This window comes from Pseudomonas sp. ADAK18 (genome assembly GCF_012935695.1).
Taxonomy (GTDB): Bacteria; Pseudomonadota; Gammaproteobacteria; order Pseudomonadales; family Pseudomonadaceae; genus Aquipseudomonas.
The window spans coordinates 6,263,095-6,277,989 of sequence record NZ_CP052859.1 but is presented as its reverse complement, the minus strand read 5'-3'; the positions used below and the strand labels follow the sequence as shown (position 1 = coordinate 6,277,989).

Genomic DNA, 14,895 nt, shown 5'->3' with positions numbered 1-14,895 from the left:
CTTGCGTTACAATCGCCCTCCTCTACAGCCCCACACTTATGCCCAGGAGACCTCACATGCCTGACTTCTCTGGCTTGCCGCTGGTAATCGAGCCAAGCGACCTGCTTGGTCGCCTTGACGCGGAACATATGATTCTGGTGGACCTCACCAGCGTGGCACGTTATGCCGAAGAGCATATTCCCGGCGCCCGCTTCGTGGACCCCAAGCGCACCCAACTGGGCCAGCCACCGGCGCCGGGGCTGCTGCCATCCAAGGCATCCCTTGAGGCACTGTTTGGCGAACTGGGCCACACGCCAGACGCCACTTACGTGGTGTATGACGACGAAGGCGGTGGCTGGGCCGGGCGCTTTATCTGGATGCTCGACGTGATCGGGCACAAGAAATATCACTACCTCGACGGCGGTTTGCTGGCGTGGCTGGATGAGCAACTTCCGGTTAGCACCGAGGTGCCGGCCAGTGCTGGCGGCCCGGTCAGCCTGACCCTGCATGAAGAACCCACCGCCACCCGCGAGTACCTGCAAAGCCGCCTTGGTGCTGCCGACCTGGGCATCTGGGATGCCCGTGGCCCGCTGGAGTATTCCGGCGAGAAGGTCCTCGCCGCCAAGGGCGGGCACATCCCCGGCGCCGTGAACTTCGAATGGACAGCCGGCATGGACAAGGCGCGCAACCTGCGTATCCGTCGCGATATGCCACAGATCCTCCAAGACCTGGGGCTGACTAAAGACAAAGAAATCATCACCCACTGCCAGACTCACCACCGTTCTGGCTTCACCTACCTGGTGGCCAAGGCGCTCGGTTATCCGCGAGTCAAAGGTTATGCCGGTTCCTGGGGCGAATGGGGCAACCACCCCGACACCCCCGTCGAGATTTAAGCGTTAAGGACAGTTAATGAAAAAGCAGTTGTTTATCCTCAGCCAGTACTTGCTGCCTCACCACCTGCTGTCGCGGCTGGCGGGCTGCATCGCCGAATGCCGCGTGCGCTGGTTCAAGAATGCCTTCACCACCTGGTTCGCCAAGCGTTATCAAGTGGACATGTCCCAGGCCTTGGTTGAAGACGTGACGGCTTACGAGCACTTCAACGCCTTCTTCACCCGAGCCTTGAAAGATGGCGCTCGCCCGCTGGACCCAACTCCGGGTGCCGTCCTGAGCCCAGCCGATGGTGCCGTCAGCCAGGCTGGCCCGATTGAGCACGGCCGGGTATTCCAGGCCAAGGGCCACAGTTTCAGCGTGCTGGAATTGCTCGGGGGTGACGCGGACGTCGCGGCGCCATTCATGGGCGGCGACTTCGCCACCATCTACCTGTCACCGAAGGACTACCACCGGGTGCATATGCCACTGGCCGGTACCCTGCGGGAAATGGTCTACGTCCCGGGGCGGATTTTCTCGGTGAACCAGACCACCGCAGAAAACGTGCCGGAGCTGTTTGCCCGTAACGAACGCGTGGTTTGCCTGTTCGACACCGAACGCGGCCCAATGGCTGTGGTACTGGTGGGCGCGATGATTGTGGCGTCGATTGAAACCGTGTGGGCCGGCTTGGTCACGCCGCCCAAACGCGAACTAAAAACCGTACGCTACGACGAAGCCGCCCGCGCGCCGATCCATCTGGAAAAAGGTGCAGAACTGGGACGCTTCAAGCTGGGTTCGACAGCGATCGTGCTGTTTGGCCCGGATCAGGTGAAGTGGACTGAAGAGCTGGTGGCGGGAACGCCGGTGCAGATGGGTCAGAGCATCGGTTTGCCAAAAGCCTGATTCGAATACTGCGAAGATCAAATGTGGGAGCGGGGCTTGTGTGGGAGCGGGCTTGCTCGCGAAAACGGTGGGTCAGTTGATGCATGTTTGACTGACACGCCGCCTTCGCGAGCAAGCCCGCTCCCACATTGACCGTATCCCTACAGTCAGAACGGGTTACAGCTGCCCATCGCGGTCGCGGAAACCCAACAGGTACAACACCCCATCCAGCCCCAAGGTCGAAATCGCCTGCTTGGCCGATTGCTTGACCAATGGCTTGGCACGGAACGCCACGCCCAACCCGGCAATTGCCAGCATCGGCAAATCGTTGGCACCGTCGCCCACCGCGATGGTCTGCTCCAGACGCAACCCTTCCTTGTGCGCCAACTCCCTCAGCAAATCAGCTTTACGCTGCGCGTCGACAATCGGCTCGACCGCCACGCCCGTCACCTTGCCATCCACCACTTCCAACTCGTTGGCGAATACATAGTCGATGCCCAGCTTGGCCTGCAATTGCTTGGCGAAGTAGGTGAAGCCGCCCGACAAAATGGCGGTCTTGTATCCCAGGCGCTTGAGTTCGGCAAACAGGGTTTCTGCGCCTTCGGTCAGGCGCAGGGAAGCACCGATGGAGTCCAGCACGCTGACATCCAGGCCTTTAAGCAGCGCCAGGCGCTCCTTGAAACTGGCGCGAAAATCCAACTCACCGGCCATGGCACGCTCGGTGATCGCCGAGACTTGTTCGCCGACGCCAGCGGCCTTGGCCAGTTCGTCGATGACTTCGGCTTCGATCAGCGTCGAGTCCATGTCGAAAACCGCCAGGCGACGGTTGCGACGGAACAGCGAATCTTCCTGAAAGGCGATATCGACATTCAATTCCTGGGCAACACTGAGAAATTCTGCGCGCAACGCTTGCGGATCAGCCGGTTCTCCGCGCACGGAGAACTCGATACAGCCCTTGCCCTTGTCCGCTGGCGTGTCCAATGGCATGCGACCCGACAGACGGTCGATATGGTCGATATTCAAACCATATTGAGCGGTGATCGAGCTGACACGCTGCAATTGCTCAGCGGTTACCTGGCGAGTTAGCAGCGTCACGATGTGGCGTTTTTTGCCTTGGCCGGCGACCCAATTCTGATAGTCCTCTTCAGAGACCGGAGTGAAACGCACCTGCTGATCCAGCTCATAGCCCGTAAACAGGATGTCTTTGAGTACTGACGAGGCGCGTTCAGTGCCTGGGATCTCGACGAGGATGCCGAACGACAAGGTGTCGTGGATCACCGCCTGGCCGATGTCGAGGATGTTCACACCACCCTGGGCCAGAACACCGGTAATGGCTGCGGTAAGACCCGGACGGTCAACACCGGTGATGTTAATCAGGACAATTTCGCGCAAAGCGCACCCCCGAGGTGGAAAAAAACCGCATTCTACCCACTTTCAGTGACCATCGGGCACAGCCAGCGCTTTGCCGGTCCTAGGCCTGTCGCTATACTGCGCGTCAACTTCACGGACTAAAGAGCCGAGCTCAAGTGAACCGGCCCACGCCAGTAAAAACCGATAACTTCTTCCTGCTGATCTTCCGGGCACTGCGTCACCGCCGTGTACCGATCGCATTACGCATCGCCAGCCATAACGTGATCCTGGTCGCTCTGGCCTTGGTGATCTACGCCTGTGTGATGGGTTTGCAGTTCAAACAGGCCATGCACGAGCAAGCCGACGCCCTGGGCGAGAGCTTGACCACCCAGACCGCAACGTCTGCGACGGAGCTGTTGGTATCCAACGACATCCTCAGCCTCAACGTGCTGCTCAACAACCTGACCAAGAACCCGCTGGTGGCCCACGCCGCCATCTATAGCGTGGACAACCGGATCATGGCCGAAGCCGGGCAACGCCCGAAAAACGGCCTGCTGGGTGAAGCCGAAGGTCTGTATTCGAGCAATATCACCTTTCAGGATGTGAAAGCAGGACAACTGCGCATCAGCCTGGACATGCAGCAGTTCCAGCAGCCGATGACCATCAGCCTGCAAAGCATGGGCATCTTGAGTGCAATCCTGCTGGCCCTGTCCCTGGCTTTGAGCCTGCGCCTGGGGCGGCATATCTCCACGCCCCTGATGCAATTGCGCATCTGGCTGCGGGACATCGACGAACACACCCCAGCCACCGATCGCCAGGATGAAATCGGTGACCTCGCGCGCCAATTGCACGCAAGCTTCGCTCCGGAACCGGTGGTGCCCGAGGTTGAACCTGAGCCTGAGTACGACGACACCGAGTACGAAGAGGAAGAAGAGCCTGAATTTGAAGTGCGCAACCTGCGCGACCCAAGCTTCGATGAAAGCGCACCGGTGGCCGGGCTCAAGCCTGCTACACGGCATGTGATCAAGGCTGAAGAAGACGAACTGGACGAGGAAGACCCGTTCGCTGACCTTCGCGATCATTCGGAGGTGGCGACACCTCCAGCCGTTGCACCCAAGCCGGCACCGGTGCAAAACACCGAGCCACAGCACAGCGCGGTGCTGGCGGTGCAACTGGGTGCGCAAGACCAACTGCGTCGCCTGCCTCGTGCACGCCTGACTGAGTTGCTGGAGCGCTATCGTGATTGCCTCGACCAGGCCGCATCGTTGTATCAGAGCGAACTTCACACCCTGAACGATGGCAGCACGCTGATGCTGTTCCATAGCGAAGACAGCGGCGAAGACTACCTGACCAACGCCATCTGCTGCGGTGAGTTGCTGCGGGCCCTGGGCCACGCGCTGCAAATCGAAGTGGCCGACAGCGGCATCACCTTGCAGCTGCAGCTTGGCTTAACAGTGGGTGACGACCTGTATGGCATGAGCCAAATCGACCTGCTGCTGACCGAAATCGCCCAGGACGCCCTGGCCTTGTCCCAACACAGCCGCAACCTGCTGCTGGTGGAGCGCAAGATCGGTGATGACGCGCTGATCCGCCAGCGTGCGCGGATTCGGCCGATTGCCAGCCCAGAAGGTGCCTGCTGCGTAGAGCGACTGATGGAGCCTTATCCGTCGATGCTGGAGCGGCAACTGGCGCGCATGCATGAGACCCGGGCGAAGCACTCATAAACACCGCCGCTCCCACATTTGGTCTGCGCCGCGACTCAAATCCCGATCCAACAAAAAAGGCCCGCTATAAGCGGGCCTTTTTTGGTCAGCATTCAACTCAGAACCTGAACACTTCCATATCGGTACGAATCGGCGAAGCCATCGGCATCTTGGGCTTCTCCGGTGCCGCCGGCTTGGCCGGGGCTGGCGCTGGCTTACGTGGAGCCTCAGCGACCGCTGGCTGGTTGGCCAATGGCTTGAGTGCCACCGACAACTGCTCCGCCAAATGCTGCAACAACACACCCTGGGCCTGGACCTGGGAGGCGGTGGTGCCCGCGTGTTCTTCCTGCAAGTGCACGATGCGGTTATCCCGTACCTGGCCACGGCGGTCGATCAAACGCCATTGCGCATCAAGGATCGCCGGCTGTGAAGCACCCGAGTCCAGTCGCGTGATGGTCAGCAGCACCTGCACATCCGGGGCAAACCCTGTCGGTGCCGGCGCCAACACCACGCGCTGACTGTCCAGTTGACCAGCCACCTGGCGCAACATCAACTGATTGATGTCGGACGAAAGGCTACCCGCCCAACGACCGTCGACGGAACCTTGCAGGCTGCCGTCGTTCTGACGTTGCAGCAGGGTTTCGCGTTGCAGATAGTCCGCCACCACAACCGGGCCAAGCAATACTGCCATGCCGGCACTTTGTGCAGGCTGAGCTGGACTTCCACTGTCCAACTGATACAGCGACACCGGTTGGTGCGTGCTGCAACCCGCCAACCCCAAAAGGCCAGCGAGCAACAAAAATAAAGGAAGGCGCGAAGCAGTCATCATCCCATCCAGGTGGCTGCCACAAGGCGAACCACAATGTAATACTCAAAAATAACCTGTACGCGCTCAGCCACGCTGGCGCTGGAAAGGCCATATCATCCGTGAATATGCGCCATGACTCCAGCGCGAAAGCGTCGATCTACGGGTTAAATCGTAGATCGGGGGCTCTATATCGCCTTAAACGGGAGTGTCTACCAGTAACGCATCCACTCGCTGGAAGCCTCGAGGCAGTTTATTCCCACGCCGGCCTCGTTCGCCTTTGTAGTGTTCAAGATCGTCAGGACGCAACGAAAGCGTGCGCTTGCCGGCTTGCAGCACCAAGGTCGAACCCTCCGGGATCACCGCGATGTCGGTCACGAACTCTTCGCGACTGGCCACGCGCTCCCCTGGAATACCGATGATCTTGTTGCCCTTGCCTTTACCCAACTGCGGCAAGTCGCTGATCTTGAAGATCAGCAAGCGACCTTCGGTGGTCACCGACGCCAGCCAATTGCTATCACGATCACTGACCGGACGTGGCAGGATCACCTTGGCGTTGTTCGGCAGGCTCAGCAATGCCTTGCCCGCCTTGTTCTTGGCCTGCAGGTCTTCACCCTTGACCACAAACCCGTAGCCCGCATCGGAGGCAATGACATACAGCGCATCGTCATCCGGCAGCAGCACACACTCAAAATTCGCCCCCGGAGGCGGTGTCAGACGACCGGTCAATGGTTCGCCCTGCCCACGTGCCGATGGCAGGGTATGGGCGGGCACCGAATAACTGCGACCGGTGGAGTCGATAAACACCGCAAACTGGTTGGAACGTCCGGCTGCAGCGGTCTTGAAACCGTCACCCGCCTTGTAGGACAGCCCCGTGGCATCGATATCATGCCCTTTGGCCGAGCGAACCCAACCCTTTTCCGACAAAACGACGGTAATTTTCTCGTTAGGCAGCAATTCGGTTTCTGTCAGGGCCTTGGCTTCGGCGCGCTCGACAATCGGTGAACGGCGGTCGTCGCCATAGGTTTCAGCATCTTTGATCAGTTCACTGCGCACCAGTTTCTTGAGTTTGGCTTCGCTGCCCAGCAAGGCTTGCAGCTTGGCTTGCTCCTTGAGCAACGCGTCTTGCTCGTCCCGCAACTTCATTTCTTCCAACCGCGCCAACTGACGCAGACGGGTGTCGAGGATGTAATCAGCCTGGATCTCGCTCAACTCGAAACGCGCGATCAAGTCGGCTTTCGGGTGCTCGGCGGTGCGGATGATATGGATCACTTCATCCAGGTTGAGGTAGGCAATCAGCAAACCGTCCAACAGGTGCAGACGGCGCTCGACCTTGTCCAGGCGGAACTGCAAGCGGCGGCGCACCGTCTGCACGCGGAATTCCAGCCATTCCACCAGCAGGTTGCGCAGATTCTTCAACTGCGGCTTGCCGTCCAGACCAATGATGTTGACGTTGACGCGGTAGCTGGACTCCAGGTCGGTGCTGGCGAACAGGTGCTGCATCAGCACTTCGTGGTCAACCCGGCTGTTGGTCGGGATGATCACGATGCGGCATGGGTTTTCGTGGTCAGACTCGTCACGCAGGTCGGCCACTTGCGGCAGCTTCGATGGCTTGGCCTGCATCAGCGCGGCGATCTGTTCCAGCACCTTGGCACCGGAGACCTGGTGCGGCAGCGCGGTGACGATGATGTCGCCGTCTTCGACGTGGTACACGGCGCGCATGCGCACCGAGCCCTTACCGGTTTCATACATTTTCAGAAGGTCAGCGCGCGGCGTGATGATTTCCGCTTCGGTCGGGTAGTCCGGACCCTGGATGTGCTCACACAGTTGTTCGACGGTGGCCTTGGGCTCATCCAGCAAACGCACGCAGGCCGTGGCAACTTCCCGCAGGTTATGCGGAGGCACATCAGTGGCCATGCCGACGGCAATGCCGGTGGTGCCATTGAGCAGGATGTTCGGCAGACGCGCCGGCAGTACCAGCGGCTCCTCAAGGGTGCCGTCAAAGTTCGGCCCCCAGTTGGCCGTGCCCTGGCCCAGCTCGCTGAGCAACACTTCCGAGTAACGGGACAACCGCGCCTCGGTGTAACGCATGGCGGCGAAGGACTTGGGATCATCCGGCGCCCCCCAGTTGCCCTGGCCGTCTACCAGGGTGTAGCGGTAGCTGAACGGCTGGGCCATCAACACCATGGCTTCGTAGCACGCCGAGTCGCCGTGGGGGTGGAACTTGCCGAGCACGTCACCGACGGTACGCGCCGACTTCTTGTGCTTGGAGTCGGCGTCCAGCCCCAACTCACTCATGGCGTAGATAATGCGCCGCTGTACCGGTTTCAGGCCGTCGCCGATATGCGGCAAGGCACGGTCCATGATCACGTACATGGAGTAGTTGAGGTAGGCACTTTCGGTGAAGTCAGCCAGCGATCGGCGTTCAACGCCATCTAAGCTGTCTGCAAGGATGTCACTCATGCGGGCCTCATCATTGTTTGGTCTGGCGCAGCAGCAAAGTGCCGCCACGCTGGGTAAATTCAAGTTGTTTCAATGCGCTCATGCCCAACAGCACTTGCTCGCCCCCCAGTCCCGGCGCCACCAGGGCGCGGACATCCTGCAAGACAATATCGCCCAATTGCAGGCGGTCAAGGTGGGTACGATACCCCTCGCTACGACCATTGGCAGTGCTCAAGGTCACCGGCAAACCCCGCTTGAGCCCCAGGCGCTCGGCTAACTCGCTTGGCACCGCCACGTCGGTAGCGCCAGTATCGAGCATGAATTCCACCGGCTGGCCGTTGATCTGGCCGCTGGCGACGAAATGCCCCTGACCGTTACCGGCCAGCTTCACTTCGATGTAACCCTCGTGTTGCTCCGAGGTGACCACGGCATTGGGATTTTGCTGACGCGCTTCCCACTGCCCAAAAAACCGTGTTGCCAAAAACAGCCCGGCGCCCCAGGCCACGAACATCAACACACGTCCGGCGCGCTTGCCAGGCAGCTGCGTGCTCATGGCTTGGCGCTCCAGCCACCGGCAGGGGCGGCGAAACGATAGACCATCGGCCTTTTTTCACCATCGGCGCGGGGACCAAAATTATTGTCGATGCCGATCCAGGCACCCTCCTCGTCCATTACCAGCGCTTCGGCCAGACCATAAGCCTGGGGGTAACGCCGGTTCGGCACCAGCGCGTCTTCGGCATAGGACCAGCACAACTCGACCTTGGCGGTAACGGTATCCCGACGACAGATCTGGAATGCGTTGCGCTCAAGGGTAAACAGCTTGCCATTGAACAGGGCAAGGTCTGCAAAGTCCTTGGACACCGCCTTGGCTCCTGGGAACTGGGCCGGCTGCATCTCCTGGCCAGCCTCACTCAACAGCACGCAAGGCCCGTCGCAGTCCCAGAGGCTTTGCCCACGCTTGATCGATATCAGCCCACGCCGCTCACGTTCGGCCGCGAGCCACATCTGATTGCCCTCGGGGTTAACCGCAAGGCCTTCAAACAAGGCATTGAAGTGCAGCAACATGCCACTGGCACGGGCTTCGCGGACCATGCTTGGGGCGATCTTCAGCCATTCTGGCTCCCCCGTTACCGGTACTTGCAGCACCGCCGCATGGGCTTCGCTGACAATGTAGCGATTGCCGGCGGCATCACAGCTGATGCCTTCAAAATCCAGGTCGCCACCGCGTACCAAGGACGCAACCTTGGTGCGTGAGCGCAAGCCCCAGGGAAGCCCCGAGTCAGGCACCGGCGGCACGTTGATCTTCACCGTTTGCGCTTGCCAGACATCCGTCGAGGTATCGAGCCGGTAAATCTGCCCGTCATCGCGGTCGGACACGGTCCACAGTTCTTTACCGCAAACAGCCAAGCCCGACAGGTTGCCGCCGCGCATGCCATCTACCGGGTGTTCAGACAATAGCTTGAGCTCAGCAGCAGGCGCCGCGACCACCGAGGTGGTCGCCAACCCGCTCAACAACAGTATCGCCAGGGCGAAACCGCTGCGCATCAGTCCAGAACCGCCAGGTCGCCTTTGGACTCCAGCCAGCTCTTGCGATCAGGAGCACGCTTTTTGGCCAGCAGCATGTCCATCATTTCCGAGGTGGCGTCGAAGTCTTCCAGGGTCAACTGCACCAGGCGCCGAGTGTTCGGGTCCATGGTGGTTTCCCGCAGTTGCGGCGGGTTCATCTCGCCCAGGCCTTTAAATCGGGTGACTTGCGGCTTGCCGCGTTTCTTCTCGGCCACCAGGCGGTCGAGAATGCCATCGCGCTCGGCTTCGTCCAGGGCGTAGAAAATCTCTTTGCCCAAGTCGATGCGATACAGCGGCGGCATGGCGACATAGACGTGACCAGCATCCACCAACGGGCGGAAGTGCTGGACGAACAGCGCACAGAGCAAGGTCGCGATGTGCAGACCGTCGGAGTCGGCGTCGGCGAGGATGCAGATCTTGCCGTAGCGCAGTTGGGCGATGTCCGCCGAGCCAGGGTCGACACCGATGGCCACCGCAATGTTGTGCACTTCCTGGCTGGCCAGCACTTCGCTGCCGTCGACTTCCCAGGTGTTGAGGATCTTGCCCCGCAGCGGCAGGATCGCCTGGAACTCCTTGTCCCGCGCTTGCTTGGCGGAACCACCGGCGGAATCACCCTCCACTAGGAACAGTTCGGAGCGCATCGGGTCCTGTCCGGCGCAATCCGCCAGCTTGCCAGGCAGTGCCGGGCCCTGGGTGATGCGCTTGCGTTCAACCTTCTTGCTGGCTTTCAGGCGACGACCGGCGTTGTTGATTGCCAATTCCGCCAGGGCCAGGCCCAGTTCCGGATGCTCGTTGAGCCACAGACTGAAAGCGTCCTTGACCACACCCGAGACAAACGCTGCCGCCTCACGGGACGACAGACGCTCCTTGGTCTGACCAGAGAATTGCGGCTCCTGCATTTTCATCGACAGGACAAAAGCGATCCGTTCCCAGACGTCTTCCGGCGCCAGCTTCACGCCGCGCGGCAACAGGCTGCGGTATTCGCAGAATTCGCGCATGGCATCCAGCAAGCCCTGGCGCAAACCGTTGACGTGGGTGCCGCCTTGGGCGGTCGGGATCAGGTTGACGTAGCTTTCCTGAACACTGTCACCACCTTCGGGCAGCCACAGCAAGGCCCAGTCCACGGCCTCTTTATTACCGGCCAGGCTGCCGCAGAAGGGCTCGTTGGGCAGGCGTTCGAATTCGGCGACAGAGTCTTCCAGGTAGGAGCGCAGGCCGTCTTCGTAGTGCCACTCGACTTTCTCGCCGGTGCCTTTGTCTTCGAAGCTGACCAGCAGCCCCGGGCACAACACAGCCTTGGCCTTGAGCACGTGCTTGAGGCGACTGATGGAGAATTTCGGAGAATCGAAGTACTTCGGGTCCGGCGCGAAGTAAACGCTGGTCCCGGTGTTGCGCTTGCCAACGGTGCCGATCACTTCCAGATCGGTAGCCTTGTAGCCGTCAGCAAAGGTCATCTGGTATTCGTTGCCGTCGCGCTTGACCTTGACCGTGACCTGCGTCGACAGGGCGTTGACCACGGAAATGCCCACGCCGTGCAAGCCACCGGAGAATTGGTAGTTCTTGTTGGAGAACTTGCCCCCGGCGTGCAGCTTGGTGAGGATCAGCTCGACGCCCGACACACCCTCTTCCGGGTGAATGTCCACCGGCATGCCGCGACCATCGTCGCTGACTTCCAGGGAATGGTCGGCGTGGAGGATGACTTGTACCGACTTGGCATGCCCGGCCAAGGCTTCGTCGACGCTGTTGTCGATGACTTCCTGGGCAAGGTGGTTCGGCCGGCTGGTGTCGGTGTACATGCCGGGGCGTTTGCGCACCGGGTCGAGGCCCGAGAGGACTTCGATGGCGTCGGCGTTATAAGAGCTAGCGCTGGGAGTGGCCATGGGGTCTCGTCGTGAGTCATTCGATTAAAAAGTAACCTGCGATGTCCAGCATGTGTATTACAGCGCTGCGAAATCGAAGGATTGATACTGATCGGAGCTTATGCCGGCAAAACTCAACAGCGCCGGTAGCTGCCGGGCGAACCCCTGGTAACCATGATCGCCACCGGCCTGGATACGCAAGGCACAGGCCCGGTAATATTGCTGGGCAAGACGATAATCCAGTGTTTCATCCCCGGTCTGCAACCACACCTGATAACGCTGGGCATCCTGGGGCGCCGGGACTTCCAGCTCGGCCAGGGCCGCGACGTGATCATGGGTCAGTTCCCAGGTTTCGTCGGTGTAAAGGTTCTTCTGGGTGCCCAGGTAACCGTCGAACATCCGATGGGGGCTGACCGCAGGGTTGACCAGCAAGGCGTTGAGGCCATGGCGCTCGGCAAGATGAGTTGCATAGTAGCCGCCGAGTGAGCTGCCGACCAGCAGTGGCCGGCCCATCTCGCTGATGGCCTGCTCCAGCTGGGCAATCGCCTGACGCGGGTGATGATGCAGGGCCGGCACACGCAGTTGATCAGCCAGACCGAGGCTGTCCATCACGGTGATCAGTTGGCAGGCCTTATTGGAAGCCGGCGCGCTGTTGAAACCGTGGATATACAAGATCGAAGCGGACATTCCGGGTCCTCTGTAGGCTACCAAAGAGGCGCAGTTTACAGGGAACAGGGGGGTTGTGGGGGCAGCCCATCGCCTCTAACGGTGCTAGCCCCCCCCCCCGACCCTCCGAGACCTATCCGAACAGCCAGTTGCTCGGTTGTGAGAGGCTCAGTAACACCTCCAACGATAGAAGAACCGCCTGTATTGGCGGCGTATTATTAATGAGTCGCCGAGCAGGACACCCGTATGCAGCTTGAATGGCTTGAGGATTTTATCGAACTGGCTCGCACCCGCAGCCTGTCACGCGCCGCCGAAAATCGCTGCGTCACACATCCAGCGTTCGGTCGACGTATCCGATCACTGGAAGAATGGATCGGCGCGGCATTGATCGAACGCAAACAACCCCTGTCACTGACGCCTTGCGGTGTACTGTTCCTTGATGCCGCCACACAATCACTGGAATTGCTGACCGCCGTCAGAGCGCAATTCAAGGGCGGCATCCTGAGCCGCGACGAGCCAGTACGCATTGCCACCGGGCGGACCCTGGCCTGTGACTTTTTCCCCGACTGGTACGAATCACTGCATCAGCAATTGGGCAGCTTTGCGGTGTCATTGGTCACCAGTGGCGCACAAGAAGCGATCAGCAAGTTATCCACCGGAGAGGTCGATCTGCTGCTGAGTTTTTCCAGCCCGTTGACCCACACGCTGATGGAGCCGGAGCGTTTCGACTCGCGAGTGCTGGCCAATGAGGAATTGCTACCGGTCAGCGCGCCGGATGCCCAAGGCCAACCGCGACAGCAGATATCCGCCAGCAGCAGCGGCCTGACCATCCCTTGGCTAGCCTTCTCACCCACCCTGGCGCTGCGCGGCGTGCTGGCTCAACATCTGGAGCGTCTACCTCAGCGCCTGGCGTTGCGAATGGTTTACCAAGCTGACTCCTATGATGCCATTCTGGAAATGACCAAGCGTGGCAGAGGCCTCGCATGGCTGCCGCGCATGGTGGTCAAAGACGCGCTGGCGTCGGGTGAGTTGCTGATTGCCGGTGGCGCCGAGTTTCACGTCGGATTCGACGTGTCGCTGCATCGCTTGCGCGCCAACCAGGGCGAAATGGTGATGAAGATATGGGAATGTCTTTGACATCGACTGACAGGCTCCAGTCGCGGACCACCCATGCGGCGAGGCGTTCATAGTCACGCACTTTCGCGCTCGATCATCGCCTCCCGCAACCACCAAACCGCAGCTGTGCCAAAACAGCTCAAACCTGTGCCGAAACAGCAATTGCTGTTCGGCCGCACTTGATTCAATTTCATCCGGGCTTTCACCCATAACAATTAATGCCTTCGATCTCGTCAGGCCGCGCTGCGGCTCGGCGAATCCGAAGGCCAACAGTGAAACAAACCCGGTGCACACTCATGACAGTTCAGTCCTCCGCATTACCATCGGCACAGACGGCAACCCGGCGAGGTCCATGGAAGGAGATCATCGCTGCCAGTGTTGGCAACGCACTGGAATTCTACGATTTGCTGATCTACGGCTACTTTGCGGTGGTTATCGGCAAACAGTTTTTCCCGTCCGATAACGAAACCACCTCACTGTTGCTGGCCGTAGGCTCGTTCGGCATTTCCTTTCTGATGCGTCCGCTGGGCGCCATTGTGCTCGGTTCATACACCGACAGGGCCGGGAGAAAGGCGTCGCTAACAATGTCAATCATGATCATGCTGCTCGGCACCGCCATGATTACCTTCGCTCCAACCTATGAGCAGATCGGCTTGGCGGCGCCACTGCTGATCATTGTTGCGCGCATGCTCCAGGGTTTTTCTACAGGTGGAGAGTTTGGTGCGGCGACCGCGTTTATGGTCGAGCACGCAGATGCCAAGCGCCGTGGTTTCTTTGCCAGTTGGCAATTGTCGACCCAAGGCCTGGCAACGGTTTTGGCAGCAGGTGTCAGCGCAATCCTTAGCTATGCACTGTCGGATGTGCAATTGAACGACTGGGGCTGGCGCGTTGCGTTCGGCTTCGGACTGCTGATCGGGCCGGTGGGCTTTTACATTCGCACACAAATCGATGAAACCCCGGACTTCAAGAAAACCGTGGCCAACACAGCGGTCAAAACTCCGCTGCGGGATGTCTTGATCAAAGGGCATGTCAGCCTTTTGCTGGCTATCGGCGTGGTGGCCGGTGCGACAGCGTTCAACTATGTACACAAGTTGTACATGCCAATCTATGCCTTGAAACAGTTGAATATTGCTGCCACTTCCTCGTATCTCGGGGCGCTGATGACAGGCGTAACGCTGATGATCATGGCCCCGGTATTTGGTGGACTTTCTGATCGCCACGGGCGATTCAGGGTGCTGACAATCGCCTTGTTGATTACCGGGTTGTCGTCTTATCCGATGTTCTTGCTGCTCAACACCTTCCCCAGCTTCTCTACGCTGCTGATCGTGCAAGCGATTGTCGGCGTGTTGATCGCGGCCTGCCTGGGGCCGATACCGGCGATGCTTGCCGACATCTTCCCGACCAGCATTCGCGGCACCGGCCTGGCACTCAGCTACAACTTTTCCGTCACCCTATTTGGTGGTTTTGCACCGCTGATCGTGACCTGGATGATCGATGCCACCGGCAGCAAACTGGCCCCAAGCTTTTATGTGATGGCGACTGTCTTGATCAGCGTACTGGCGATCGTCTGTCTGGGCCGCCGCATGCGGGGCAACCATCCATCCGCCAGTTGAGCAACGTCCTTGCCAGAGCCGGTTTGCTCGCGAATACGGAAGCGCTT

Annotated in this window: 12 protein-coding genes; 5 read left to right on the top strand and 7 right to left on the bottom strand. The window is 59.9% G+C overall.

What is annotated here, in order from left to right:
• Positions 1–56 precede the first annotated feature (56 nt).
• A complete protein-coding gene (locus HKK55_RS28290) occupies positions 57–872 on the top strand; it encodes a rhodanese-like domain-containing protein (RefSeq protein ID WP_169357598.1) in 816 nt (271 codons plus the stop codon).
• A gap of 16 nt (positions 873–888) precedes the next feature.
• A complete protein-coding gene (gene asd / locus HKK55_RS28285) occupies positions 889–1,749 on the top strand; it encodes an archaetidylserine decarboxylase (protein ID WP_169357597.1) in 861 nt (286 codons plus the stop codon).
• Between the two features lie 156 nt (positions 1,750–1,905).
• Here the strand turns inward: asd and serB are convergent, their stop codons facing one another.
• A complete protein-coding gene (gene serB, locus HKK55_RS28280) occupies positions 1,906–3,120 on the bottom strand; it encodes a phosphoserine phosphatase SerB (RefSeq protein WP_169357596.1) in 1,215 nt (404 codons plus the stop codon).
• A 134-nt stretch (positions 3,121–3,254) separates the two neighbouring features.
• Between serB and HKK55_RS28275 the strand changes: the two genes are divergently transcribed.
• Positions 3,255–4,802: an AhpA/YtjB family protein gene (locus HKK55_RS28275; RefSeq protein ID WP_169357595.1), complete on the top strand. Its 1,548-nt coding sequence runs from the start codon at positions 3,255–3,257 to the stop codon at positions 4,800–4,802.
• A 97-nt stretch (positions 4,803–4,899) separates the two neighbouring features.
• Here the strand turns inward: HKK55_RS28275 and HKK55_RS28270 are convergent, their stop codons facing one another.
• The 6 genes from HKK55_RS28270 to HKK55_RS28245 form a co-directional block, all read right to left on the bottom strand.
• Complete coding sequence (locus HKK55_RS28270; RefSeq protein ID WP_169357594.1) at positions 4,900–5,610, bottom strand: membrane integrity-associated transporter subunit PqiC; 711 nt, start codon at positions 5,608–5,610, stop codon at positions 4,900–4,902.
• 174 nt (positions 5,611–5,784) lie between these two features.
• Positions 5,785–8,049 (bottom strand): DNA topoisomerase IV subunit A, encoded by a 2,265-nt coding sequence (parC, locus tag HKK55_RS28265; protein ID WP_169357593.1) that lies wholly within the window; start codon positions 8,047–8,049, stop codon positions 5,785–5,787.
• A 10-nt stretch (positions 8,050–8,059) separates the two neighbouring features.
• Positions 8,060–8,581, bottom strand: coding sequence for a TIGR02281 family clan AA aspartic protease (locus tag HKK55_RS28260; protein WP_169357592.1), 522 nt, complete (start codon positions 8,579–8,581; stop codon positions 8,060–8,062).
• Positions 8,578–9,573 carry an esterase-like activity of phytase family protein gene (locus HKK55_RS28255; protein ID WP_169357591.1) on the bottom strand — a complete coding sequence of 332 codons (996 nt, stop codon included), beginning with the start codon at positions 9,571–9,573 and terminating at the stop codon, positions 8,578–8,580. Before HKK55_RS28255 ends, HKK55_RS28260 begins: the two co-directional genes overlap by 4 nt.
• Positions 9,573–11,474 carry a DNA topoisomerase IV subunit B gene (gene parE, locus HKK55_RS28250; RefSeq protein ID WP_169357590.1) on the bottom strand — a complete coding sequence of 634 codons (1,902 nt, stop codon included), beginning with the start codon at positions 11,472–11,474 and terminating at the stop codon, positions 9,573–9,575. Before parE ends, HKK55_RS28255 begins: the two co-directional genes overlap by 1 nt.
• Before the next feature lie 57 nt (positions 11,475–11,531).
• A complete protein-coding gene (locus HKK55_RS28245; RefSeq protein WP_169357589.1) occupies positions 11,532–12,140 on the bottom strand; it encodes a YqiA/YcfP family alpha/beta fold hydrolase in 609 nt (202 codons plus the stop codon).
• Positions 12,141–12,365: 225 nt separating this feature from the next.
• On the opposite strand from HKK55_RS28245, the gene HKK55_RS28240 reads away from it, so the two are divergent.
• Together HKK55_RS28240 and HKK55_RS28235 are read left to right on the top strand one after the other, a co-directional pair.
• Positions 12,366–13,256, top strand: coding sequence for a LysR family transcriptional regulator (locus tag HKK55_RS28240; protein ID WP_169357588.1), 891 nt, complete (start codon positions 12,366–12,368; stop codon positions 13,254–13,256).
• 275 nt (positions 13,257–13,531) lie between these two features.
• Positions 13,532–14,848, top strand: coding sequence for an MFS transporter (locus HKK55_RS28235; RefSeq protein WP_169357587.1), 1,317 nt, complete (start codon positions 13,532–13,534; stop codon positions 14,846–14,848).
• Positions 14,849–14,895 lie beyond the last annotated feature (47 nt).

Coding starts and splice junctions, on each gene's coding strand:
- HKK55_RS28255 (WP_169357591.1), bottom strand. CDS start 9,573: ATGCGCAGCGGTTTCGCCCTGGCGATACTGTTGTTGAGCGGGTTGGCG.
- HKK55_RS28290 (WP_169357598.1), top strand. CDS start 57: ATGCCTGACTTCTCTGGCTTGCCGCTGGTAATCGAGCCAAGCGACCTG.
- HKK55_RS28235 (WP_169357587.1), top strand. CDS start 13,532: ATGACAGTTCAGTCCTCCGCATTACCATCGGCACAGACGGCAACCCGG.
- HKK55_RS28270 (WP_169357594.1), bottom strand. CDS start 5,610: ATGATGACTGCTTCGCGCCTTCCTTTATTTTTGTTGCTCGCTGGCCTT.
- asd (WP_169357597.1), top strand. CDS start 889: ATGAAAAAGCAGTTGTTTATCCTCAGCCAGTACTTGCTGCCTCACCAC.
- HKK55_RS28245 (WP_169357589.1), bottom strand. CDS start 12,140: ATGTCCGCTTCGATCTTGTATATCCACGGTTTCAACAGCGCGCCGGCT.
- HKK55_RS28260 (WP_169357592.1), bottom strand. CDS start 8,581: ATGAGCACGCAGCTGCCTGGCAAGCGCGCCGGACGTGTGTTGATGTTC.
- HKK55_RS28240 (WP_169357588.1), top strand. CDS start 12,366: ATGCAGCTTGAATGGCTTGAGGATTTTATCGAACTGGCTCGCACCCGC.
- parE (WP_169357590.1), bottom strand. CDS start 11,474: ATGGCCACTCCCAGCGCTAGCTCTTATAACGCCGACGCCATCGAAGTC.
- parC (WP_169357593.1), bottom strand. CDS start 8,049: ATGAGTGACATCCTTGCAGACAGCTTAGATGGCGTTGAACGCCGATCG.